The following is a 23,761-nucleotide window of genomic DNA, read 5'->3' as shown; positions in this document are numbered from 1 at the left end:
AGTTGAAGAGTCAACTAAAACGAGGAGATCACCATGCCCGCCGTATCGGTCGACAACATCCTTGCGCTCCCCCGCATCCCCGCCCCTGACGCCACCGCGGTGGCCCGGCCGGTCAAGTCCGTCACCACAGCCCCCACAGGGTTCGAGGGTGAGGGATTCCCGGTTCGTCGGGCGTTCGCAGGTATCGACCTTTCTTCGCTCGATCCGTTCATTCACATGGACCAGATGGGCGAGGTGGATTACGCACCCGGCGAGCCGAAGGGAACGCCGTGGCACCCGCACCGCGGATTCGAGACGGTGACGTACATGATCGACGGGATCATGGACCACAGGGATTCCGCCGGCGGTGGTGGCAGCATCACGGGCGGTGACACGCAGTGGATGACAGCGGGGTCGGGGCTTCTGCACATCGAAGCTCCGCCGGAGCACCTGGTCGTGTCGGGCGGACTGTTCCACGGTGTCCAGCTGTGGGTGAACCTTCCGCGCAGCAACAAGATGGCGACGCCTCGCTACCAGGACATCACCGGGAACAAGGTCGCGCTGCTCACCAGTGGTGACGGCGGCGCACTCGTGCGTGTCATCGCGGGCGAGATCGCAGGCCATCAGGGTCCGGGCTCGACCTACACACCCATTGCGTTGACCCATATCACCGTCGCCCCGGGGGCAGCGCTGTCGCTTCCGTGGAATCGCGAGTTCAACGCCCTGGTCTACGTGCTGTCCGGGTCGGGAACCGTAGGCCCCGATCGCAGGCCCATCCGCATGGGACAGACCGCACTGCTCGGACGCGGAGACACGATCGACGTGTCGGCGACGGACGCACTCGACGTGTTCGTGCTCGGCGGAAAGCCCATCCGCGAACCCGTCGCGATGGCAGGACCGTTCGTCATGAACACCAAAGCCGAGGTCGTCCAGGCGTTCGAGGACTTCCAGGCCGGGCGTCTGGGGTCGGTGCCTCCGGCACCCGTGCGCGGAAGATAACCGCCCGACGTAATTACCCACTCACGACCACGGCGTGCAGGTCGTGAGTGGGTAATTATGTCACGGTGTCATTACGCACTCACCGGCGGCGCCAGCCGCGTCACACCGGCGGCGCCAGCCGCGTCACGCCAGCCGCGTAAGCCGCGCCACGGCCCTCATGGGGATGTCCAGCCAGGTCGGGCGGTTGCGGGCCTCGTAGACCGCCTCGTAGACCGCTTTGTCCAGCTCGAAGGCGCCGAGGAGGGCGGCATCGGCGCGCGGGTCCGAACCCGTCACCGAGGCGTATCCGTCGCAGAATGCGGCGGCGTTGCGTTCCACCCAACGTGATGCACGCTCGGACGCCTCCTCGGTGACATCGGAACTCCCGAGCAGCAGGTGGCGCGCCGCGTAGTCGAAGGACCTGAGCATTCCGGCGACATCGCGCAGCGCGCTGTCCGGGCGGCGTCGTTCCTCGAGCGACTTGGCGGGCTCACCTTCGAAATCGATCAGCAACCAACCCGCTGGGGTACGGAGGACCTGCCCGAGATGAAGGTCGCCGTGGATGCGCTGCACGGTTGTCGTGCCCGCAGCTTCCGCCCGAGCGATCAGTTCGCGGGCTGCCGGTAGATGAGCGGCCAGTTCGGGCACCACCTGGGCGGCCTCCTCGACCCGGTTCAGGATCGCCTCCGCCGACGCGACCACCGGTTGCTCCGACGTTCCGAGTTGCCGAGCCAGATCGGCGTGCACGTGCGCAACGGCGGCGCCCAGCAGACGCGACTCCTCGGCGAAGTCGAGGTCGGCGTCCTCGGGTGCGAGAGATCCGGCGAGGAGATCGGAGACGGACTTCAGCGCCGTCGTCCACCCTTCGCTGGCGCCCGCGACGAAGTCCTGTGCCATCCCGAGCATCGACAACTCACCGTCGGACCTCGTCTCGATCCACCCGCGCAGGGGAGCGACGTTGACGCAGCCGGTCTCCGCCAACGCCCTGTGCAGCTCGATATCCGGATTGACTCCCGGAGAGACACGCCGAAACAGCTTGAGCAACAGCACTTCCCCCAGCACAACGGACGTATTGGACTGCTCGGCGCCCAGTACCCGACCCTGAAGGCCGCTGCTTATCGAATCCGGGGCGACGGAACGGAAATCGAGCGAATCGACCGACGTGTGCGCCGCGAGGGCTTCGCCGTAGAGCGCGATGATCGCCGGATCCCGCAGACCGTCGTAGACCACGACGTCGTACCCGGGTAGCGGCAATCGCCATGCGGCCAAGTCCTCGGATGCGCTCTGCCGATATCCGAGCGGAACTTGGTAGCGCTGGACCGGCCCACCCACCTCGTCGAGTCCGATGTCGACGAGAAGATGCTCGGCATCCACGTCCTCCTTCGAACCGGACGAAAGCGGCACACGCGCGACGATGTCCAGCGTCACCACCACCGACCCCTTCGCTGCGAACCATCTCTGTTGCGGAATCCATGTGAGCAACGCTGTTTCGAGATCAACTGAGGTGACGGCTGTCGAATCGGTCATAAGTGTGTTCTCTCGCCTCCGCGTTCGCTTGGTCTGCGCAACCTTAGTGATTGTTTCCCCACACTGCTGTGCGGTGAGTACCCGCTCCGAACTCCCTCACACTCGTGTCTCTTTCGTCGCGCGAAAGTTATCCGCGTCGACACCCCACTGGACCCACGCCTCGTAGAGTGGTTGCATGTCCGCTCCACAATCGTTCACTCCGATTCCGCACATCGACATCCACCGGGCCGGCGATCGACTGAAAACCCGTGTGGCGTGGCTGGATTCGAAACACTCGTTCTCGTTCGGCCAGCACTACGATCCGGACAACACCCACCATGGGCTTCTGCTGGTCAACAACGACGACATCGTCTCTCCCGGTCAGGGTTTCGAAACCCATCCACACCGAGACATGGAAATCGTCACGTGGGTGACGAAGGGCTCGCTCGTCCACCAGGATTCGATCGGCCACTCGGGTGTCATCTACCCCGGCCTCGCCCAGCGGATGAGCGCAGGCAAGGGCATCATGCACTCGGAGAAGAACGACTCGTGGCGCCTCACCGGCGACGCCCATCAGGTGCCCGTCCGGTTCGTACAGATGTGGGTCGTGCCGGACACACCCGGCATCGACCCCGGCTACGAACAAGTCGAGATCGAGGACGAATTGCTCCGCGGTGGACTGGTTCCGGTCGCATCGGGCATGAAGAAGCATGACGGTGAGTCCGCTATTCGCATCAACCAGAAATCAGCTGCCCTCCACGTCGCTCGGCTGCAACCGGGCCGCCCGATCACCGTGCCGGAAGCGCCGTTTCTCCATGTTTTCGTCGCTCAGGGAACTGTGCAGATGGAAGAAGTGGGCGAGCTGTACGAGGGTGACGCTGTTCGGCTCAGTTCGTCCGGTGGACAACGCATTCAGTCGTTCGAACATGCCGAGGTCCTCATCTGGGAGATGCACTCACGGCTCGGGCAGTGACTCCGGGTAGGTAACAACCTGGTGGAGAATCCGTCACCGACCGCCTGTGCGGCGCTACTCTCATCCAGCACTCGTGGAAGCGAAAGAGGGGGAATCGAACACCATGTCCGACCAGCCACCACCCGGGAACTACCCACCATCGGGCGACTACCCACCGCCCGGAAATTACCCACCACCACCCGGCAACCAGCCGCCCGGTAACTACCCGCCGGGGAACTACCCGCCGGGCGGGTATCAGCAGCCGGGCCAGTACCCGCCTGCCGCCCCGAAGAACACGCTCGGGATCGTGGCGCTCGTACTTGCCATCCTGGCCATCCTGACGTCGTGGACCATCGTGGGCGGCGTCATCCTCGGATTGGCCGCGATCATCCTGGGCTTCCTCGCCCGTTCGAGAGTCAAGAAGGGCCTCGCGACCAACGGCACCGCGGCAATAGTGTCGATCGTCCTGGGCATCATCGGACTCCTGCTGTCGATCGCGCTCGTCGTGTTCGGCGTCGGTCTGTTCAACAGCATCGGCGGCAAAGACTACGTGGACTGCATCTCCGACGCCGGAAACAGCGAATCTGCGCGCGCGCAGTGTGAGGACCAGTTCCAGAACAACATCGAGGATCGCTACGGCGTGACGGTCGAACCTACGCGGTAAGTGTTCGTCGCTCCAGTGGCATGGCTGAGTGCCCTCCGAGGTACACAGTCATGCCACTGGAGCGTCCTATGCTCGGAGGTCCCGGACCAGAAATGCCCGCCATCCGATCAGCGATGCCGACGCAGCGGCCGCGAGCAGCCAGAGAATCGGCGCAACGGACACCGAATCGCCTGGTAGACGCGGTAGATGGGTGAACGGCGACAGGTCGAGCCATATCTGTGGAAGCCCGATCACAGCGCCGATCTGGCCGAGCATCACGAATCCGATCAGCAGCACCCAGACCGCATTCGAGTACCTCGGTACCAGTCCGAACAGCAGCACCGCACACCCCGCGAGTACCCACACTGCGGGCAGTTGGACCAGTGCGCCTTCGAGCACAGCCCACAGATTCGACGCAAGATCGCCGACGGCGAGACCGTACGGAATGCCGGCGGCGAGGCCTACTGCGAGCATCGCCACGGCGGGTCCGATAAAAGCGAAGACCAGGTGGCTCGCGAGCCATCGACCACGCCCGACGCTTCCCGCCAGGATCGTCTCGGCCAACCAGGCCTGTTCTTCCGTATGCGCTCGCAGCGCTGCCGAGATCGCGTATGCAGTCGCACCGATTCCAAGGATGCTGATGGCGGTGGCCAGGAACGACTGCACGATCGTGCCGCCTCCGAATGTGGAGAGCGCATCGGCGATCGCTGCACTGTCGCCGAGCTGCCCTCCGACACTGCTTGCTGCGCTACCGAGAACCAGTGCGACGAGACCGAGCCCGACGGTCCACGCAAGAAGCACTCCCCGGTGCTGACGCCATGCCAACCCCAGGACACCACTGAGCGCCTCCGACGCCCGCGCAGGCCCTTCACGCTCAGCGACGAGACCCGATCCGAGATCCCGCCGCGCAGACAACAGAAATGCGAGTACGACGGTTGCTCCCGCGGTCACCGCAGGCAGCAAGAGAACCCACCATCGCTCGTCGGCGAAAGGCCGCAGCTGCGCCGACCAGCTGATGGGTGAAAGCCACGACACGGACCCCGACCCTGCGTCGCCGACTGCTCTGAGCACGAAGGCTGCCGCCAGGACGGCGAGCGCGTACCCGCGCGCCATGCGCGCACCCGATCCGATCTGTGCCGCGGCCGCCCCGACCCCGGCGAATACCGCCCCTACGGCAAAGATCCCCAGGCCGAAGGCGATGCTCCCGGCGACCGCGAACCCGGTGAGCAGCAATGCCGACGTTGCGACGAGTGCGGCCCCTGCCACGCCGCCTGTCGCCAGGCCGAGCGCCGCGAGCAGTGCCGCGTGGTGCCCGACGGCCGTCGATCCCATCAGCTCGGTTCGTCCGGCATCCTCCTCCGCCCGCGTGTGTCTGATTACGGTCAGCAGTGCAGCGAGCGGCGCGATCGCGAGCAGAATCCCCGCACGCCAGGTCACGAGGGCACCGAGATCATCACCGAAAATAGGACCGACCATCGCCAGTTCTGCGGGGGTGTGTGCGGTCGCCTCGTAGAACGCCTGACGATCGGCCGTCGTCGGATACAGGCCTCGGAAACTGACCGCGTAGACAAGAGGCACAAGCCCGATCGAGAACACCCACAGCGGCAGAACGATCCGATCCCTGCGGGCATACAACCCCAACAGGCGCCAGGTACCCGTCATGACGGGCTCGCGTAGTACTTCAGGAAAAGGTCTTCGAGTGTGGGCGGAGAACTCGTCAAGCTCGTGATCCCCAGTGCAGCCAAGTCCCTCATGAGCTCGGGCAGTTCGGACGTCGAGACGCGGCACGTCACCTGATTGCCGTCGATCGTGGTTTCCCCCGGCAAGTCGTGCGGCAGACGATCGACGACGGCGGTGACCGTTGTGTGCGTGAGGTGACGCATGTCCTTCAGCGATCCCGAGTCGACCGTCCGGCCGTCACGAATGATCGTCACCCGCTCGCAGAGTTTCTCCACCTCGGAGAGAATGTGCGAGGACAGCAGCACGGTCGTCCCGCGCGCCGCGGCGTCGGTGACACATTCGGCGAACAGCTGCTCCATCAGCGGATCGAGCCCGGAGGTCGGCTCGTCGAGCAGAAGCAGTTCCGCGTTGGACGAGAACGCCGAGATCAACGCGACTTTCTGACGGTTTCCCTTCGAGTAGGTCCGTGTCTTCTTCCGCGGATCGAGCCCGAACCTCTCTACGAGTTCCGCCCTCCTCGCCTCGTCGATTCCGCCGCGCATGCGCGCGAGCAGGTCGATGACCTCGCCGCCGGTGAGCGACGGCCACAGCGTCACGTCGCCTGGGACGTAGGCGAGGCGTCGGTGCAACGCGACGGAATCGGTCCACGGATCGCCGCCGAGCAACCTGACCTCGCCCGAGGTGGCCCGAATCAGGCCGAGCAGAATGCGAATCGTCGTCGACTTACCCGAACCGTTCGGACCGAGGAAACCGTGGACTTCCCCGGCGTCGACGTTCAGGTTCAGGCCGTCGAGGGCGTGAACCTTGCCGAACGTCTTGACGAGACCGCTGACTTCTATTGCCGGAGCGATGCCGGCACTGCGGCGGACGGGATCTATGGATGGTCTCACGTGTTCTCCCGGTGTCGGAGGTACGTAGTCAGGGTGTCGTCAGCTGTCAGAAGCCCCTCGGTGTAGAGCTCGAGTGCGGGGAGCGTGATCTCGGCGGCCATGTCGTGGAAGGCCGACGCGAAGTCCGTGCCTTCTGGTTGCATCTGTAGGTAAAGCAGCAAACCGCCGACGCTCTGGCGCGTGAGGAACCGGGCACGGGCCCGCGGATCTCGGCTGGGTTTGATTCGTCCACCGGCGACACCCTCGTCGAGGTAGTCCACGGTGTCATCGACCATGTGCTCGAACATCTCGGTCGCGAGTCGCCCTCCCGCGGCGAAACTGCGCACGATGTACGCCACGATAGGCGCGTAGTGATCCACCTTGGCGAGTTGCTCGATGACACCGCCAGGTGATGAGGACAGGGCCGCCGACTTGCTGTCGTGGACGACGGCGAGGACTCGCCTGTCGCATTCCTCGCGAAGTCCGTCCTTGGAGCCGAAATGATGGTTGAGCAAGCCGGGTGACACCGCGGCGGCCGTGGCGATCGTGCGGACCCCCACACCGAAACCGTCTCGCCCGAACACAGCGATCGCGGTATCGAGAATGCGTGCTCGCGTCGTCCGATCGTCGTCAGCAGTTGAACGCATGTACAGGATACTAAACACCCGTTCAATCTCACGCAAGAGTGTAAAGATGGAATGCATGACTACGGTTGATTCTTCACGGGTGAACTCGGGCATCGACCTGAGCTTCACGGACGACAGCACGCGCGCACAGGACGATCTGTTCGTGCACGTCAACGGCAAATGGCTCGACGACTACGCCATTCCTGCCGATCGCGCAGTCGACGGAGCATTTCGGACGCTCTACGACACAGCCGAAGAAGACGTCCGCACGATCATTCAAGAGTCAGCAGCCTCGAACCCACCCGTCGGGACCGCTGCGCAGAAGATCGGCGACCTGTACTCGAGCTTTCTCGACGCAGACGCCGTCGAAGAAGCAGGCCTGACGCCCATCGCCGACGAGTTGGCTGCCGTCGCCGATGCAGGTGACCTCGTCACCCTGGCCGAGGTGCTCGGCTCTCTTCAGCGCTCGGGAGTCGGCGGCGCAATCGGGCACTACGTGGACACCGACGCCAAGGATTCGTCCCGCTACCTCGTGCATTTCTCGCAGTCCGGCATCGGCCTGCCCGACGAGTCCTACTACCGCGAGGACAACTACGCCGAGATTCGCGAGGCCTACGTCGCGCACATCGGTCGGATGTTCTCCCTCGCCGGCCTGTCGTACGACGCGCAGCGTGTGTTCGATTTGGAGAAGAAACTCGCCGCCGGGCATTGGGACGTCGTCGCGCGTCGAGATGCCGAGAAGAGCTACAACCTCGTCGGGTTCGACGCCCTCGTCGCGGGTGAGCCGGGCTTCAATTGGACTGCATGGATTTCCGGACTCGGTGGCACCACCGAACAGTTCGCCGAGATCGTCGTCCGGCAGCCTCCGTTCCTCTCGACGTTCACCGGCCTGTGGGTATCCGAGGACATCGAGGACTGGAAGGCGTGGCTCGCGTGGCGCGTCATGCACGGACGCGCGCCGTACCTGACCGCAGCGATCGTCGACGAGAACTTCGCGTTCTACGGAAAAACACTGAGCGGCACCGAGGAAAACCGCGAGCGCTGGAAGCGCGGGGTCTCGCTGGTGCAGGATCTGCTGGGCGAAGCCGTCGGAAAGCTCTACGTGGAGCGGCATTTCCCAGCCGATGCCAAGGCGCGGATGCAGGTCCTCGTGGCCAATCTGACCGAGGCCTACCGGCGCAACATCGCCGACCTGGAATGGATGAGCCCGGAGACCCGGCAGAAGGCGCTCGACAAGCTGGACAAGTTCACCCCGAAGATCGGGTACCCGGATCGGTGGCGGGACTACGACGCGATCGAAATCGACGCGAGCGATCTCGTCGGAAACTACCGTCGTGGTTACATCGCCGAGTACCAGCGGGATCTCGACAAGCTCGGTGGGCCGGTGGACCGTGACGAATGGTTCATGACTCCTCAGACGGTCAATGCGTACTACAACCCTGGACTCAACGAAATCGTCTTTCCCGCAGCCATTCTGCAGCCGCCGTTCTTCGACGCCGATGCCGACGACGCAGCCAACTACGGCGGAATCGGCGCCGTCATCGGCCACGAGATCGGACACGGCTTCGACGACCAGGGTGCAAAATACGACGGCGACGGCAACATGATCGACTGGTGGACCGACTCCGACCGCACCGAGTTCGGTAAGCGCACCACAGCGCTCATCGACCAGTACGACCAGTTCGAGCCGAAAGCACTCCCCGGCCACAAGGTGAACGGCAAGTTCACGATCGGCGAGAACATCGGCGACCTCGGCGGCTTGTCCATCGCCGTCGCCGCGTACAAGATCGCGTTGGAAGGCAAGGACGCGCCGGTGCTCGACGGGCTGACCGGTCTGCAGCGCGTGTTCTTCGGCTGGTCACAGGTATGGCGAACCAAGGCACGCGATGAGGAAGCAATCCGCAGGCTTGCGGTCGATCCGCACTCGCCACCGGAGTTCCGCTGCAATGGCGTCGTACGCAATCTGGACAGTTTTCACGAAGCGTTCGATGTGAAGCCGGGAGATGCGCTCTACTTGGACCCGGGCGAGCGCGTCCGGATCTGGTAGGCGGCTCCCAGTGGCACGGTTGGGTTCCCTCCAGGGGCCCTAACCGTGCCACTGGCGGCGGATCCGCTGCATTACCGGCGGCGGAGCCGTCGGGCAACGAAAGGGGTGGGGCCGTATGAAAAAGAGAATTAGATGGATTGCCGCGCACGGGGTGGTGCGATACGGCGCGCAGAAGGCCGCGAAGGCGGGAGATCTGCAGGCCATGCTGGTTGCCGACCCGGCAACCCGTGCTGATCCTCGGCAGGTCTTCGAGAAGATTCGCGCATCGGGCCCGCTGGTCAAGACCAGGATCTCCAACATCACCGTCGATCATCAGCTCGTGCACGAGTTGCTGCGGTCCGACGACCTTCGTGTCACCGAGATCGGCGCGACCTTGCCGAAACCGCTGCGTTGGATCGAAAACCGAACCCGCTCCAAGGCCCTGCACCCGCTGAAGCCGCCGTCCCTGCTGTCTGTCGAACCACCCGAGCACACGCGTTATCGCAAGCTCGTCTCGTCCGTGTTCACCCCACGCGCCGTTGCCAAGATGCGGGAAATGGTGCAGGAAAAGGCCGACAGCCTGCTCGACGAACTCGTAGCCAGCGAGCGCAGGGTCGACATCGTCGACAAGTACTGCGCGCAGTTGCCGGTCGCTGTCATCAGCACCATCCTCGGCGTCCCCGACGAGGAACGCCAGAAGGTATTGGAATTCGGTGAGATGGCGGCACCGAGCCTCGACATCGGGCTCTCGTGGGAGCAGTTCAACCAGGTCGAGGACGGACTGGAGCAGTTCGACGCCTGGCTTGCCGGTCACCTCGCCGAGCTTCGTCGCAACCCGGGTGACGATTTGATGAGCCAGCTCATCAAGGCCGAGGACGACGGCGTCGGACTGACCGACGAAGAGCTGCGGGCGACGGCTGGGTTGGTCCTCGCGGCCGGTTTCGAGACGACGGTCAATCTACTGGGCAGCGGCATTCGGCTGCTGCTCGACAATCCCGATCAGCTCACGCTTCTGCAGGACGATCCGTCGCACTGGGTGACTGCAGTCGACGAGATGCTCAGGCTCGAGTCCCCCGTTCAGCTCACCGCCCGGTTGGCCAAGCACGACGTCACCATCGAGGGAGTTCCGGTCGCAGGTGGCGATCTGATCATCTTGATCCTCGCCGGCGCCAATCGCGATCCCAAGGTCTTCGACGACCCCTATCGCTTCGACGTGACGCGGACCAACGCGAACAAGCACCTGTCGTTCTCGGGCGGACGTCACTATTGCCTCGGCGCCGCACTTGCCAAGGCGGAGACCGAAGTCGGCTTGAAGACACTGTTCGACCGATTCCCTCACCTGCAGTCCGCAGGCGAGGGAATCCGCCGCGACACCCGAGTCCTGCACGGCTGGGCGTCCCTACCGGTGGATCTGGGAGAGCCCGCTACAGCCGCTCACCGGTAGTCGCCGAGAAGAAGAACACCTCGTCGAGCTTCGGGACCAGGTGAACCGTCTCGGCGAGGCCGATGGCCAACTTGCGGTCCACGCGGACCGTGAGGCGGCCGGACGTCGTCGTCCAGTCCGACTCGGGAGGCGGTGCTGCGTACAGGAACGACTCCGCGCCGAGCTCCTCGATCAGTTCGACCACGACAGCAACGGATCCGCTCGCTGCACCGACCAAGTTCCAACCTTCAGGCCTGATCCCCACCGTCACGCGAGCCTCCTGGGTAGGAGCAGGAATCCGTACGTCCCCGATCACCGCGGCACCGTCCACCACCGGGGCATCGACGAGATTCATTCCGGGAGAACCGATGAAGCCGGCGACGAAGGTGTTGACCGGATTGTCGTACAGTTCCCGCGGCGACGCGATCTGCTGCAACTTGCCCGCTTTCAGAACCGCGACACGGTCTCCCATCGTCATCGCCTCGACCTGGTCGTGCGTGACGTACACCGTCGTCGTGCCCAATCGCTTCTGCAGACCAGCGATCTGAGCTCTCGTCGACACCCGCAGCTTGGCATCGAGATTCGACAGCGGCTCGTCCATGCAGAACACCTTGGGCTGCCGGACGATAGCGCGTCCCATCGCCACCCGCTGACGCTGCCCGCCGGACAACTTACCCGGCTTACGATTCAGCAAAGGTTCCAGCTCGAGCATCTTCGCGGCTTCGAGAACCCGAACTGCCGTGTCGGCCTTGCTCATACCTGCATTGCGCAGGGCGAAGCCCATGTTGTCCCCGACGGTCATGTTGGGGTACAGCGCATAGTTCTGGAACACCATCGCGACGTCCCGCTCGCGCGGCGCGAGCGAGGTTACATCGACGCCGCCGATGTCGATGTGCCCGCTCTCGACGGACTCGAGACCGGCGAGCATCCGCAGGCTCGTGGACTTTCCGCATCCCGACGGGCCGACGAGGACGATGAATTCACCGTCGGCGATATCGAGTTCCAACGAGTCGACGGCGAGCGTGTCGGCACCCGGGTAGCGATGCGAGACTTGGGAGTAATGAACCGCCGCCATTACGCCGGCAGCTTCGGCGTGATCTGACGGTCGATGATCTGCTGCAGCTGATCCTGCACGCTGGCGAAGGTCGTTGCGACATCGGCATTCTGGAGCGCGATCTGCTCGAGGCCGGTGCCGATGATCTTGTCGCCGCCGGGTACGAACACGCGGGCGTAATCCTGCGAGCGCGTCTTCGCGAGCTGGTCGACGGCCGTCTTCGCGTTCGGGTTCGCTTCGAGGTACGCGATCTCGCTCGGATCCTGCTGTGCCGACTTGCGCACCGGCATGTAGCCCGTGTTCTGCGTGAAGTACGCGGTGTTGGCGGCGTTGGTCACGAAGTCGATGAACTTCAGTGCGTTCACCTTGCGCTCGTCGGAGATCTTTGCGGGGATGGCAAGACCGGCTCCACCCGTCGGGCATCCGGGCTGTCCGTCGGTGGACGGCAGGAATGCGGTGCCGAATTCGAACGCCGCGCCTTCCTTGATGGTGGACAAGTCGCCGGTGGAGGCGATGGTCGAGGCGAGGATGCCCGCGCCGAAGTCGTTGGCGATGTCGTTGGACACGGCCGCGTACTTCTTCGTGTGGATCATGTCCTGCAGGAACTTGCCTGCGGCGATGGTCTTCTCGTCGTCGAACTTCAGCTCGAAACCGTCGGAGTACGCACCGCCGAACGTCCAGATCGGGCCCTCGAACGTCCAGCCGAGGTAGTCGGCGGCATTGCCCCACCCGTGTGCAAGCTTGCCCTCACCGACGACGGCCTGGATGCGCGGGCCCCACTCGTCGAACTCCTGCCACGTGGCCGGTCCGCGATCGGGCAGACCTGCCTGCGCCCAGACCGCCTTGTTGTAGTAGAACAGCGGCGTCGAACGCGAGTACGGAAGCGCCCAGTGCTTGCCGTTCCAGTTGTAGTCCGCCAGTAGCGAATCGACGTAGTCGTCCGGGTCGACACCGGCGGCCTCGAAGTGATCGTCCAGCGGCTCGATGGCACCGGTCAGCGCGTAGTTGAACCACCACACGTCCGACAGCAGCACGACGTCGGGAACGTCGTTGCCGGACAGTGCCGCGTTGAACTTCTGCGACACCTCCTCGTAGTTCTTTCCGCCGTCGACCAGGTTCACCGTCAGGTCGGGGTTCTCCGCCTTGAATCGGTTGATCAATTCCTGCTCGTACGCCTGCGACTTGCCGGGGTGACTCGACCAGAAGTTGATGGTGTTCGCGTCACCGGTTGCTTCCTCACCCGAGGAGCTCGAACCGGGACCGCTGCAGGCAGCTAGGGCTGCAGCTGCGGCGGCGGCGCCGGTCAATGTGAGGAACCCGCGACGATTGATGTTGGCCATGAGTGTTCTTTCTCCTGGAGGGGTAGAGCGAATCAGCCTTTGACCGCACCGGAGGTGAGGCCCTTGATCATGTGGCGTTGGAGGGCGAGGAAGACCGCGAGGATGGGCAGAATGGTCAGGATGGTCACCGCCATGACGGCGCCCCAGTTGGTGTAGCCCTCGGTGTTCTGCAGGAGGGTCAGACCGACCGGGAGCGGCGCGACGGACGAGTCGTCGGACATCAGGAACGGCCAGAGGTACTCGTTCCACTCGGTCACGATGGTGATGATCGCGAAGGCCACCATGGTCGGGCCCGACAGCGGCAGAACCACCCGGAACAGCAACCGGAACGGTCCTGCCCCGTCCATGCGTGCGGCCTCGATGATCTCGGCCGGCAGCGACAGGAAGTGGTTGCGCATCAGGAACGTACCGAACGCAACCCCTGCCAGCGGAAGAATGATGCCTTGGAACGAGTTTCGCCAACCGAGGTCGGAGATCAGCGAGTAGTTCGAGATGACCGTGATCTGGTTGGGAACCATGAGCGCGGCGATGATGACGAGGAAGACCACGTTCTTGCCGGGGAATCGGAGAAACACCAGCCCGTAGGCGCTGAGCACACCGAGGACGAACTTGATCGACGCCGTGATGGCGGTGATGATGATCGAGTTGCGCAGGTAGGTGAAGAACGGAACTTCCGTCGTCGCCTCGTGGTAGTTGTCCAGCCGGAACGAACCGGGCCACCAGGTGACAGGCTGAATGTAGATGTCGCCGCGTTCCTTGAACGAGGTGATCAGGATCCAGAACAGCGGAAGCCCGATCATCAGCAGTACCAGCACCATTGCGATGTACCCGAACACCGTCGACAGGCTGCGTTCGCGCTGCGGGTCCTTCCGGGTGCTGCGACGCGGCTTCTCGGCGACCGGCTTCGATGTGAGGGTCATCGCTGATCGTCCCGATCCATGATGCGTACTTGTACGAGCGTGACGATCAGCAGAACGACGAACATGATCGTCGCGACGGTCGCACCGTAGCCGGCTCGGAAGTTTCGGAAGGTCTCCTCGTACACCTGGAACACCATCGTCGTCGTGCCGTTGCCCAGCGGGCCTCCGCGGGTCATGACGTTGATGATGTCGAAGACCTGCAGGGAGTTGAGGAGCACCGTGATCGACAGGAAGAAGGTCGTCGGACGCAGTTGTGGCAGAAGTACTTTGCGGAAGGTGGTCCACTTGCTCGCGCGGTCGATCTCGGCTGCTTCCATCAACTCCTTGCGTACTCCCTGCAGAGCGGCGAGGTAGATGACGAAGGCGTAGCCGAGGTTCTTCCAGAGGTACGTCACCGTCACCATGAACAGCGCCCAGTGCGGATCCTGGTAGAAGTCCGGGCTGGTCAGGCCCACTCGATGCAGCAGGTCCTGCACGAGACCGAAGTTGGGGTCGAACACGAACTGGAACGCGATACCGATGGCCGCACCCGAGATGACGAACGGCGCGAACACCGCCGAGCGAGCGAAGTTGCGACCGCGCAGCTTTCGGTCCAGCAGCATCGCCAGCACAAGGCCGAGCACCAGAGATCCGGCAACCGCCGCGATCGTGAAGATGACGGTGTTGGAGACGATGGTCCAGGTGTCGTCGCGGGTGAGCCACTCACGGTAGTTGTCAAGACCGACGAAAGTCGATGTGGGAGAGGAGAGATTCCAGTCGTAGAAGGAGAACTGGAAGTTCTCGACGAGCGGTCGGTACGTGAACACCACGAGCAGGGCCAGGTTCGGCCCGAGAAGGATGAGGAACAGTGCGTAGTCGCTCCACGGCCTGCCGAAGAATGTCCTCCGGCCTGCTGTAGGCAGCACTCGTTCCGTTGTTGTACTCACTGCGGGGACTGTTCTTACCCGCGGCTAACGGATGATGAACGGGGTCGGACGGGGAATCGATCGCAGAACCAACATCTGGGGTGTGACCTGTGTCATGTGACTGAAACTACATCACGCACCAACACATTTCAGCCACATCGGCCATCCCTGCGATCGATTACCAGGCGTCAGCGGTTCCAGTCGCCCAATCCGTCGGATCCGCTGAGGGTGCCGCCCGCGGTGTTCGTCACCACGACCGGGTCGCCCTTCTGAGCGTTCTCGAAGAACCACTTGCCGTCCTCGGTGCTGACGTTGAGGCAACCGTGGCTGACGTTCTCGTAGCCCTGCGAGTCGACGGACCACGGCGCGGCGTGAACGAAGATGCCGCTGTACGAAATTCGCGTGGCGTACTCGACGTAGGTGCGGTAGCCCTCCGCGGAGTCGACCGGGACGCCGTAGGTGGACGAGTCCATGTACATGTCCCGGAACTTCTCGCCGACGAGGTAGGTGCCGTTCGGCGTCTCGTGGCCCGACTTGCCGAACGAAGTCGGCATGGTGCGCACCACCTCGCCGTTGCGCGTGACGGTGATGGTCTTGGTGGCGTCGTCGGCGGTGGTGATGACGGAGTCTCCGGTAGAGAAGTCGGCGCGGGCGCCGCCTGCTTCGACGGTCACCTGGGTGTGTGCCGGATAGAACTCGTTCGGCAACCAGCGCACCTGGGTGTCGTTGATCCAGTAGAAGTGTCCGTCGACCGACGGTGAGGTGGTGACGCGGATGGCAGCTTCCGCGGCTCCGCGGTCACCGATCGATTCGGTGAACCGGATCGCGATCGGCTGTGCGACGCCGACGACCTCGCCACCGTTCGGGCTGATCGAGGGATCGGCGAAGTTCGCCGGGGCGAGTCGCTGAATCTGCGGCGCCGGAGCGGGCGCGGGTTGCCCCGGATCGGAAGAACCGACGCCGGGCAGTTCCGGTCCACCCGGCCACAACGGGGCCGCCTGAGCCGGCGTCACCAGCGAGGCTGCTCCGAAAGCAGTGATCACGGCCGCAAGGGACAACCGAGTGATCACCTTTCGAGATGAACCCGATGCAGCGAAAGACCGCCGTGTCTTCAGAGAAATCAGTGCCATAGCTGTTCCCGATCCATCCTTCGTCGTCCGCGGCCACACAGGGCCGAACCAACCGCCATTAACACACACATGCGGCGCTGTTGGCCAATCGGCCGGTGTCAGGAAACTATCCCTGCCTTCTTCGCCGCCGACCGCACCTGGAACGCACTGACGACGAACAGAATGCCGAAGAGAAGAGCGAAAACACCGATGAGCCACACGATAGACAGAATGCCGCTGACCGGCGAGAACACCAGCACCAGGCCGAACAGAAGCTCCACGATTCCGGCGAAGAGAAGCAAGCCCCAATGCGCTGCGCCATCGAGTTTGCGCAAGCGGATCGATCCGGCGATCTCCAGTATTCCGCCCATGATTGCCCAAATACCTATGACGAAAACGGCAGCCAGTGCGGTTATCTCGGGCCAAACGAACGCGATGATTCCTGCCACGAGCGACACGACACCGCCCAGAAGCCACCACACCCAGCCGGACTCGACCTTGCGTGAGGACACAGCTCGGATGATCGCCGAGATGCCGTCGACGATCGCGTAGGCGCCGAAGACCACGACGAGTGCCCAGACGGTGACGCCCGGCCAGGCCAACGCGACCACGCCGAAGATCACCGCAAGAACGCCGCGAAGCAGCACTGCCCACCACAGATCCTTGCCGATGCGCAGCAACGCCTCTTCACCAGTGGAAAAGTTGTTCGCGGACTCTGCGGTCATGGCTGAAACCTACTTTCCTTCAAGGGTTACGGACGAAGTTCGAACCGTCGGACACGCAGATCCGGCCGGTAGTGAGGTTGACGGCGATACCGGCACCCGCGCTGCAGCGAACACCCTCGTCGGCAGTCCCGACGAAAGTCTGCCCACCCTCGAGTGACAGTGCGAACGCAACGACGCCGGGGTCGGGCGAGACGATGGCCACCGCGTCACGCCCGACCGCTGCGGATCCCACCTGCCCCGACACCGTCTCTCCTGCGGCGACGCCGCCGCCGTGGGCAAGTGCGTACGCCGCGCCGCCACCGTAGGCGCGCGCGAACGCGACGCCCTCCAGAGCCCGAGCAAGGGCCGTGGAAAACTCGTCGACGCGGGTTCCGCACGCGTTTCCGTCCTGGACCGCGAGAGTTTCCAACCCCGGTGGCGCCGCACACGTCAGGTCGGACGCGTTCGCCGAGCCGGGTGAGACGAAAGCAACTACCGCACCGATGCCGAAGGCCGCGGCTGTCGTCGGAGCGAGTCGGCGAGCTCCGATCCGCGTCACGGCCCTCACCGTCCCTGGTCGAATGCGCGGAATCATGTTTGGATTGTGCCACTGAGGGGGATCACAAGGTGGGTCTATCGGGACTCATCAGCACTCCGTCGAGCCACCGGCGGTTCACAAGCGCCGTTTCTTTGCGTTCGAGTTCACACCTGCCCTGGCTTTTCAGCCATGCCCGCTGTCTGCTCGCTCCTCGCCCGGATTCGGCACGGCGGAGGGGTGTAGAAGTGATCGATGTTCGGCAGGAAGTGCGACGCACCGTCGTGGTTGTGCCCGTTCACAACGAGGAGCTGCTGCTCGATACCTGTCTGACGGCGCTCTCCGGGGCGGCTGCTCAGCTCGAGCAGACCGGGGTCGACACCGAGTTGGTAGTTGTACTTGACTCGTGCACCGACTCGTCCGAGGACATTGCCGTGACGTGGGCCGACAAGACCGGCCTCACCGTGGTTCGGGTCGACCGACGGAATGTCGGGGCCGCGCGCGCAGCCGGATTCTTCTCGGCGCGTTCGTCGTCGCGCCGTACTCCGCTCTCGGACGTGTGGTTCGCGACGACGGACGCCGACAGTGCGGTGAGCCCGACCTGGCTCGCGTCGCAACTCGCGCACGCCGCTCGCGGCGCCGACGTCGTCGCGGGGACGGTTCTCCCCGATCTGGAGTCCGCATCTCCGGCGCTCGCACTGGCCTACGACTCCGGATACCGACACCGACCGGGTCATCGACACGTTCACGGCGCAAATCTTGGTCTGCGCGCGAGCGCATACTGGTCTGTCGGAGGGTTCGGAGCTTTGACCACCGCGGAGGACGTCGATCTCGTCCGCCGTCTCGAGCACGCTGCCGTTCCGGTTCTGTACGCATCTGACTCTCCTGTGCGCACCTCGTCTCGTACGGAAGGGCGGGCGCCCGACGGTTTCGCCGGACATCTGCGCGGTCTCGAACTGGCGATTGCGCAATGAGCACTACACCGGTCGCTGGACTGCACGACAGACTGCGACAGTGGATTCGCGATGAATCGGCTGATCTAGAACTACCGGGCGCGGGTTACACCGATTCGCGTTGGTTGACGCTGGCGGCCCTGGGGCGAGAAGACACGGTACTGGGACGGTTCGCCGAGGGGCATGCCGATGCACTGGCCATCCTCGCCGAACTCGGAGGCCCGACGCCCAAGCGCGGCCAGATCTGGGGCGTGTGGGCTGCTGAACCGCCGTCCCCGGTACTCGAGGCAGTGCAGGGAACCAACGGTTGGAAGCTTTCGGGCGTCAAACCGTGGTGCTCGGGCGCAAGTCTGTGCACCAACGCGTTGGTCACTGCGCGGGTCGGTGACCGGTCGAGGTTGTTCGCCGTCGATTTGACCCAGGACTGGTGCTGGCCGATCGCGAACACATGGCATGCCGTCGGGATGTCCAGGAGCGATTCGGGCACCGTCCGCTTCGACGGTGCAACCGCGGTGCCGGTGGGTGAGGTCGGCGCGTACGTCGAGCGAGCCGGATTCTGGCACGGCGCGGTCGGCGTTGCAGCCGTGTGGTTCGGCGGGGCATGCGCAGTGGCGGACACCCTGCACACCGCTGTCCGATCTGGCGCCGATACCCACGCCAAGGCTCACCTCGGCGCGGTCGCAGCATCACTGGGTGCCGCCTCGAGCGCACTGACCACTGCCGCAGCTGAAATCGACGCCGATCCAACCGATTCCGACGGTCGAGGACGAACACGGGCACGAACCGTGCGCGCGATCGTCGAATCCGCCGCGACCGACACCATCGATCGCGTGGGTCGCGCACTCGGAGCAGCTCCGTTGTGCGCCAACGGCGAACACGCCAGGCGCGTGGCCGACCTCACGGTCTTTTTGCGCCAATCTCACGCCGAGCGCGATCTCGCCGCCCTCGGTGAGGACATCGCGAAGGAGGACAACCCGTGGTAGGGATCGAGACGTTCGATGCCGAGGTCGATATGGGCACTCCGGAATCGGAGTGGAGTTCGTGGGGGCACACGTTTCCGCCTCTCGACCTTGCTCGGTGTCGCGAAATGATCGTTGTCGCACCGCACCCCGATGACGAAGTTCTCGGCGTCGGCGGGTTGATGTCGATCGCCGCGGCGTCGGGAATACCGGTGTCGGTCGTCGCAGTCACCGACGGCGGCGCGTCGCATCCCCATTCGCCGACGCTCACCTCCGATGCACTGACCGACATTCGACCGAAGGAAGCTCAGCGAGCGCTCCGCGAGCTCGGCCTCGACATCGATCCCATACGACTGGGTTTCGACGACGGGCAGGTAGCGGCCAACGAAGAAGCACTCACCCATGCATTGACCGGGCTGCTGTCCGGCGGACAGGGAACCTGGTGCCTGACGCCGTGGCGCGGAGACCGCCACCCGGACCACGAGGCGACGGCCAGAGCATGCCTCACCGCGGCTCGGCGCGTCGGGATCGCCGTTCTGGAGTATCCAGTCTGGATGTGGCACTGGTCGCACCCCAACGACGACGACGTCCCCTGGGGTCGGGCGCTCACGGTCGATCTCGACGATCGCGCTCAGGCGTGTAAAAACGCTGCTGTGCAACACTTCACGACTCAGATCGAGCCGTTGTCCGACCATCCGGCCGACCGCGCGGTACTTCCCCCACACATCTTGGAGCGGTTGCTCCGTTCCTACGAAATGGTGTTCGCATGAGTACCGACCGCACGACACTGAACAAGGACTATTTCGACGACGTCTACACCGACAACGTCGATCCGTTCCGTCTGAGCGACAACTGGTACGAGGATCGCAAGTACTCCCTCACCCTGGCTGCACTCCCCAACGCCCGTTATCGACGCGCACTGGAGCCCGGCTGCTCGATAGGCATCCTCACCGAGCGCCTCGCCGGTCGATGCGATGCGCTCGTGTCTACGGACATCGTCGCCTCGGCTCTCGAGACGGCACGGGCACGAGTCGGTTCGCCGAACGTCGAGTTCCGCGAGTGGTCGCTGACCGACCCGTGGGATGAAGTGGCCGGCGACGGTTTGTTCGATCTGATCGTCCTCAGCGAAGTCGGGTACTACCTCGGGCGCCGCGATCTTTCTGCTGCACTCGACAACGCCGTGTCGCACCTCGAGCCCGGAGGAACGTTGCTGGCGGTCCACTGGCGACACCTCGTTGCGGACTACCCGTTGACCGGCGACCAGGTGCACAGCACACTCGGAGCCACTGTCGGGCTCGTGCGCGTGGGCGGGTACGTGGACGAGGATGTGATACTCGAAGTGTTCGCGGCTTCGACGCAGCGGCCGGATTCGGTCGCACGAATCGAGGGCCTTGTATGAGTGGGGAGACAATGACCGGCGAGCCAACGACGAGGGAGTACGACGGCGGAGCTCTCGAGACTCTCCTCGGTCCGAACAGCCTCCACACCGACTTCTCGCCCATCGTCGATCTACTGACCCGCGAAGTAGTCGGGTACGAGGCCATCGTCAGCGGCCCAGCGGACTCGGCATTCGCAAATCCCTCCGCGCTTGCCTCGGCTGCACGTGCGATGGACATGACCGTCGATCTCGACCTGTTTCGCTGGTCAGGTGCCGTCGAAGGTGCCGCGCGTATCGAATCGCTGCAGAACCTTCCACTGTTCATCGCCATCGACCCCGACACGCTGCCGCATCTTCCGGACCGCGCACACGTCGACGCAGGCACCGCGGTGCTGCAGATCGACGAGACGGCGCTTATCCGTCGGCCGGCGCAGCTCCTGAGAACGGTCGCGGACGCGCGGCGCCTCGGTTGGGCGATTGCCGTCGACCACGTCGGTGTTCGACCCGAATCGCTGGCGCTGCTACCACTCCTCGAACCCGACGTCGTCAAGCTCGATCGCTCCCTGATCGCCGCGAAACCGAGCCGGTTCATAGCCAGGGTCGTCAACGCCGTTGCGGCGTACACCGAACGCACGGGTGCCGTGGTGATGGCCGAAGGGATCGACACCGAGGACGGCGTCAGCATCGCGATCGCACTCGGCGCCCGCGTCGGACAGGGTAAGTACTTCACCGACCAGTCTCTGGCGCCCGTCGATCCGTCGGCCCGGTTGTCGCCCGTGAACTTTCGCACGTCACCCGGTAGGGGTGCGCTGCCGCGATCGTCGCCATGCCAGTTGGCAGCGGCAGGGCGAGATTCCAAACCGTCCACCAAGAGACTGCTCGTCGAGGTGAGCAAGGGTCTCGAGTCGATCGCCAGCCAGAGCCTTCAAACAGCGGTCATTCTCGGCTCGTTCGAGAAGCGCGAACACTTCACCCCTCACACCGCCCATCGCTGGGAAGTCATGGCGACCAGAGCTGCTCTCGTGGGAGCCCTGGCCGCAGGCATCGATTCCGAACCGGCACCGAGGGTCCGAGGAGCCGACTTGGAGCTGGGCGACCCGGTTCGCGAGGAATGGGTCGTCGTCGTCCTGTCTCCGCACTTCTCGGCCGTCCTCGCTGCCAAGGACATGGGTGACACCGGTCCCGACATGAATCGACGGTTCTCTTACGTGCTCAGTCACGACCCACAGTTGGTGGTGGACTGCGCGCGAAGCCTGCTGCTCCGTCTTCCCGTCGAGCGCACCGGGCTCTAGTCGGTCAACTCCTTCTCGGCGTCGGCGACGACCTGATGAGCGAGATCTGCCAGGCGGATGTTGGTGTCCTGGGAAAGTTTGGACAGCAGCGCGAAAGCCGCCTGCGCACCCAGCTTGTACCGTTCCATCAGCATGCCTTTTGCCTGGCCGATGACGTCGCGGGTGGTCAACGCGGCACGAATCTGCTGTTCTTCCCGCGCGCTCGAGAACGCGATCGCCGCATGCGCCGCGAAGAGCGAACCGATGGACTCGGCGTCCTCGTCGAACGCGTTCGCACGCGTCGAGTGCAGGTTGAGAGCACCGTAGTTGTGCCCTTCGACGTAGAGCTGAAAACAAATCATGCTCTTGACGCCCACCTTGGACGCCTCGGCCGCGAAACGAGGCCAGCGACCGTCGGCGTCCATGTCGTCGATGCGAATGGTTCGTTGCTCCACAGCTGATTCCAGGCACGGGCCTTCGCGCAACGTCTCTTGCAGGCCGTCGCACCGGGATGCGAGGTCGCCCGCCAGCGCCGCACTGTGCACGAACTTGCCTTGCAAGACCGTGGTGATACTGGCCGATTCCGCGGACGGCACGTTCATCACGGCGGATTCGGTGATCGCGAGCAGGGTTCGGTCCGCATCGGTGTGCTGGGCGCGGAGCTCGCGCGCCACCGCAGCCATGCGCTGACCTAGATCCAGTTCGGTGTCCCCTGCCGGCCGCATTTCGTCACCGAGTACTTGTTCGCTGATGTACACCACCTCCGACCTCGCCCGTCCCCGTATCGGTCTTGGGTGTGAAGAATACGCCCGTTCTACAGAGCACTCGGCGCAATCAGCTGATGCACGAAGCGCATCTTGTCCAGCACCGTCGCAGGCAGCACGAACGGGTACAGGTCCTGGTGACCCATAGATCGGTTGATCTGGTTGAGCGCCCAGGACAGTGGTAGCCACCAGTCGATGATCTGGTCGAACCCGACATCACCCGGTAGCGGACTGTCGAGTGTCGAGCCCGCAGGCGCCATTCCGAACGCAGCTGCCGTATCGAGGGTGTCCCTGATGTGCAGGTAGTGCGCGAACGTCTCGGCCCAGTCCTCGGCGGGATGCATCGTCGCATAGGACGAGACGTAGTCGTTCTCCCAGTTTTCAGGAGCGCCCTCGTTGTAGTGACGGTCGAGCGCCGCCTGGTAGTCGTCGTCCGGGTTGCCGAACAACTCCTCGAAACGGTCACGATGTTCTCCCGTTCCGACGAGAACCATCTGGTAGTAATGGCCGATTTCGTGACGGAAGTGGCCGACGAGTGTGCGGTACGGCTCCGACATCGAGACACGAAGCTGCTCACGATGTACGTCGTCGCCCTCGGCGAGATCGAGAGTGATGAGGCCGTCCGCGTGACCGGTCATCACCTGTGTGTCGGCGCTGGACAGCAGGTCGAAGGCAAGACCGGTAGCCGTGTCCTCGTCCCGTCCGACGATCGGCAGGCCGAGCTCGGTCAGCTCGAGCACGACTCGACGCTTGTTCGTCTCTGCGTCGGCGTATGCGGCCATCGCGTCCAGGTCGTCGTCGGCTGGTCGGGTCCGAGTGAGCCTGCACGAGACGCAGAGTTCTTCACCCTCGGTGGTGTCGACGAGCCAGTTGCACTTGGCGGTGGTCAGGTTGCCGCAGACCTTCCACGTCGTGCCCTCGATGTCGACCTCGGCGGCGCCGTCCCCCGCGGTATCCGGCAGGACGAGCAGGGCACGCGACGGCAGGTGGAATCCCAACGCACTGTGGCAGTTGAGGCAGAGCGAGTTCTCGAAGGACAGCTTCTGACCGCATTTGCGGCAGATAAGGGCACGCATGATCCCGACTTTCATGGTTCTTAAAGCTCGTTGCGCAGGACGATCAATGCTCGCCTGCGAATATGACGGTACGACCGCACAAACGGTACGTCGCAGATAACAGAGCGATCA

23 protein-coding genes are annotated in these 23,761 nt (G+C 64.1%); 10 read left to right on the top strand and 13 right to left on the bottom strand.

Translation table 11 applies throughout. The features are described from left to right. Nucleotides 1–33 precede the first annotated feature (33 nt). Entirely contained in the window at nt 34–978 is a 945-nt protein-coding gene (locus D8W71_RS05285; protein ID WP_121111618.1) for a pirin family protein, read from the top strand. A 123-nt stretch (nt 979–1,101) separates the two neighbouring features. Here the strand turns inward: D8W71_RS05285 and D8W71_RS05280 are convergent, their stop codons facing one another. Continuing rightward, nucleotides 1,102–2,484, bottom strand: a complete 1,383-nt coding sequence (locus D8W71_RS05280) for a maltokinase N-terminal cap-like domain-containing protein (protein WP_121111616.1) — start codon at nt 2,482–2,484, stop codon at nt 1,102–1,104. Nucleotides 2,485–2,659: 175 nt separating this feature from the next. Here D8W71_RS05280 and D8W71_RS05275 point away from each other — a divergent pair, with 175 nt between their 5' ends. Together D8W71_RS05275 and D8W71_RS05270 are read left to right on the top strand one after the other, a co-directional pair. After that, a complete protein-coding gene (locus tag D8W71_RS05275; RefSeq protein WP_121111614.1) occupies nt 2,660–3,436 on the top strand; it encodes a pirin family protein in 777 nt (258 codons plus the stop codon). 103 nt (nt 3,437–3,539) lie between these two features. Further along, a complete protein-coding gene (locus D8W71_RS05270; protein WP_153275312.1) occupies nt 3,540–4,079 on the top strand; it encodes a DUF4190 domain-containing protein in 540 nt (179 codons plus the stop codon). 66 nt (nt 4,080–4,145) lie between these two features. On the opposite strand, the gene D8W71_RS05265 is transcribed toward D8W71_RS05270, so the two are convergent. Genes D8W71_RS05265 through D8W71_RS05255 form a run of 3 tightly spaced genes read right to left on the bottom strand, consistent with a single transcriptional unit; the run spans nt 4,146 to nt 7,254 of the window. After that, nucleotides 4,146–5,720 carry an ABC transporter permease gene (locus tag D8W71_RS05265; protein ID WP_121111611.1) on the bottom strand — a complete coding sequence of 525 codons (1,575 nt, stop codon included), beginning with the start codon at nt 5,718–5,720 and terminating at the stop codon, nt 4,146–4,148. After that, nucleotides 5,717–6,589, bottom strand: coding sequence for an ABC transporter ATP-binding protein (locus tag D8W71_RS05260; protein WP_121118614.1), 873 nt, complete (start codon nt 6,587–6,589; stop codon nt 5,717–5,719). The genes D8W71_RS05265 and D8W71_RS05260 overlap by 4 nt, the downstream gene beginning before the upstream one ends. A gap of 35 nt (nt 6,590–6,624) precedes the next feature. Continuing rightward, a complete protein-coding gene (locus D8W71_RS05255; protein WP_121118612.1) occupies nt 6,625–7,254 on the bottom strand; it encodes a TetR/AcrR family transcriptional regulator in 630 nt (209 codons plus the stop codon). A 46-nt stretch (nt 7,255–7,300) separates the two neighbouring features. Here D8W71_RS05255 and D8W71_RS05250 point away from each other — a divergent pair, with 46 nt between their 5' ends. Together D8W71_RS05250 and D8W71_RS05245 are read left to right on the top strand one after the other, a co-directional pair. Further along, entirely contained in the window at nt 7,301–9,280 is a 1,980-nt protein-coding gene (locus D8W71_RS05250; protein WP_442972018.1) for a M13 family metallopeptidase, read from the top strand. A 115-nt stretch (nt 9,281–9,395) separates the two neighbouring features. Continuing rightward, nucleotides 9,396–10,703 carry a cytochrome P450 gene (locus tag D8W71_RS05245; RefSeq protein WP_121111607.1) on the top strand — a complete coding sequence of 436 codons (1,308 nt, stop codon included), beginning with the start codon at nt 9,396–9,398 and terminating at the stop codon, nt 10,701–10,703. Here the strand turns inward: D8W71_RS05245 and D8W71_RS05240 are convergent. The 7 genes from D8W71_RS05240 to D8W71_RS05210 form a co-directional block, all read right to left on the bottom strand. Next, nucleotides 10,684–11,757 carry an ABC transporter ATP-binding protein gene (locus D8W71_RS05240; protein WP_121111605.1) on the bottom strand — a complete coding sequence of 358 codons (1,074 nt, stop codon included), beginning with the start codon at nt 11,755–11,757 and terminating at the stop codon, nt 10,684–10,686. The two genes, D8W71_RS05245 and D8W71_RS05240, sit on opposite strands and share 20 nt — an antisense overlap. After that, nucleotides 11,757–13,076 (bottom strand): ABC transporter substrate-binding protein, encoded by a 1,320-nt coding sequence (locus tag D8W71_RS05235; protein WP_121111602.1) that lies wholly within the window; start codon nt 13,074–13,076, stop codon nt 11,757–11,759. Before D8W71_RS05235 ends, D8W71_RS05240 begins: the two co-directional genes overlap by 1 nt. Nucleotides 13,077–13,108: 32 nt before the next feature. Beyond that, on the bottom strand, nt 13,109–13,996 hold the full coding sequence (locus tag D8W71_RS05230; protein WP_121111600.1) for a carbohydrate ABC transporter permease: 888 nt from the start codon (nt 13,994–13,996) through the stop codon (nt 13,109–13,111). Beyond that, nucleotides 13,993–14,901 (bottom strand): carbohydrate ABC transporter permease, encoded by a 909-nt coding sequence (locus D8W71_RS05225; RefSeq protein ID WP_121111598.1) that lies wholly within the window; start codon nt 14,899–14,901, stop codon nt 13,993–13,995. The genes D8W71_RS05230 and D8W71_RS05225 overlap by 4 nt, the downstream gene beginning before the upstream one ends. Before the next feature lie 188 nt (nt 14,902–15,089). After that, complete coding sequence (locus D8W71_RS05220) at nt 15,090–16,031, bottom strand: L,D-transpeptidase (RefSeq protein ID WP_121111596.1); 942 nt, start codon at nt 16,029–16,031, stop codon at nt 15,090–15,092. Nucleotides 16,032–16,129: 98 nt separating this feature from the next. Further along, nucleotides 16,130–16,735 carry an HdeD family acid-resistance protein gene (locus D8W71_RS05215; RefSeq protein WP_121111594.1) on the bottom strand — a complete coding sequence of 202 codons (606 nt, stop codon included), beginning with the start codon at nt 16,733–16,735 and terminating at the stop codon, nt 16,130–16,132. A gap of 19 nt (nt 16,736–16,754) precedes the next feature. Next, on the bottom strand, nt 16,755–17,273 hold the full coding sequence (locus D8W71_RS05210; RefSeq protein ID WP_121111592.1) for a DUF6764 family protein: 519 nt from the start codon (nt 17,271–17,273) through the stop codon (nt 16,755–16,757). A 224-nt stretch (nt 17,274–17,497) separates the two neighbouring features. Here D8W71_RS05210 and D8W71_RS05205 point away from each other — a divergent pair, with 224 nt between their 5' ends. Genes D8W71_RS05205 through D8W71_RS05185 form a run of 5 tightly spaced genes read left to right on the top strand, consistent with a single transcriptional unit; the run spans nt 17,498 to nt 21,831 of the window. Further along, entirely contained in the window at nt 17,498–18,223 is a 726-nt protein-coding gene (locus tag D8W71_RS05205; protein WP_236077723.1) for a glycosyltransferase, read from the top strand. Beyond that, nucleotides 18,220–19,185 (top strand): acyl-CoA/acyl-ACP dehydrogenase, encoded by a 966-nt coding sequence (locus D8W71_RS05200; RefSeq protein ID WP_121111591.1) that lies wholly within the window; start codon nt 18,220–18,222, stop codon nt 19,183–19,185. The genes D8W71_RS05205 and D8W71_RS05200 overlap by 4 nt, the downstream gene beginning before the upstream one ends. Before the next feature lie 29 nt (nt 19,186–19,214). Further along, nucleotides 19,215–19,931, top strand: a complete 717-nt coding sequence (locus D8W71_RS05195; protein ID WP_121118608.1) for a PIG-L deacetylase family protein — start codon at nt 19,215–19,217, stop codon at nt 19,929–19,931. Further along, a complete protein-coding gene (locus D8W71_RS05190; RefSeq protein ID WP_121111589.1) occupies nt 19,928–20,560 on the top strand; it encodes a class I SAM-dependent DNA methyltransferase in 633 nt (210 codons plus the stop codon). Before D8W71_RS05195 ends, D8W71_RS05190 begins: the two co-directional genes overlap by 4 nt. An 11-nt stretch (nt 20,561–20,571) precedes the next feature. Continuing rightward, nucleotides 20,572–21,831 carry an EAL domain-containing protein gene (locus D8W71_RS05185; protein WP_236077722.1) on the top strand — a complete coding sequence of 420 codons (1,260 nt, stop codon included), beginning with the start codon at nt 20,572–20,574 and terminating at the stop codon, nt 21,829–21,831. Here D8W71_RS05185 and D8W71_RS05180 read toward each other — a convergent pair. Together D8W71_RS05180 and D8W71_RS05175 are read right to left on the bottom strand one after the other, a co-directional pair. After that, complete coding sequence (locus D8W71_RS05180) at nt 21,828–22,571, bottom strand: GAF and ANTAR domain-containing protein (RefSeq protein WP_121111585.1); 744 nt, start codon at nt 22,569–22,571, stop codon at nt 21,828–21,830. The genes D8W71_RS05185 and D8W71_RS05180 overlap by 4 nt on opposite strands. A 53-nt stretch (nt 22,572–22,624) precedes the next feature. Further along, nucleotides 22,625–23,650, bottom strand: a complete 1,026-nt coding sequence (locus D8W71_RS05175) for a zinc-binding metallopeptidase family protein (RefSeq protein WP_201265361.1) — start codon at nt 23,648–23,650, stop codon at nt 22,625–22,627. Nucleotides 23,651–23,761: the final 111 nt, after the last annotated feature.

It is taken from the genome of Rhodococcus sp. P1Y, assembly GCF_003641205.1.
Lineage (GTDB): Bacteria > Actinomycetota > Actinomycetes > Mycobacteriales > Mycobacteriaceae > Rhodococcoides.
This window is presented reverse-complemented; position numbering and strand designations above follow the sequence as displayed.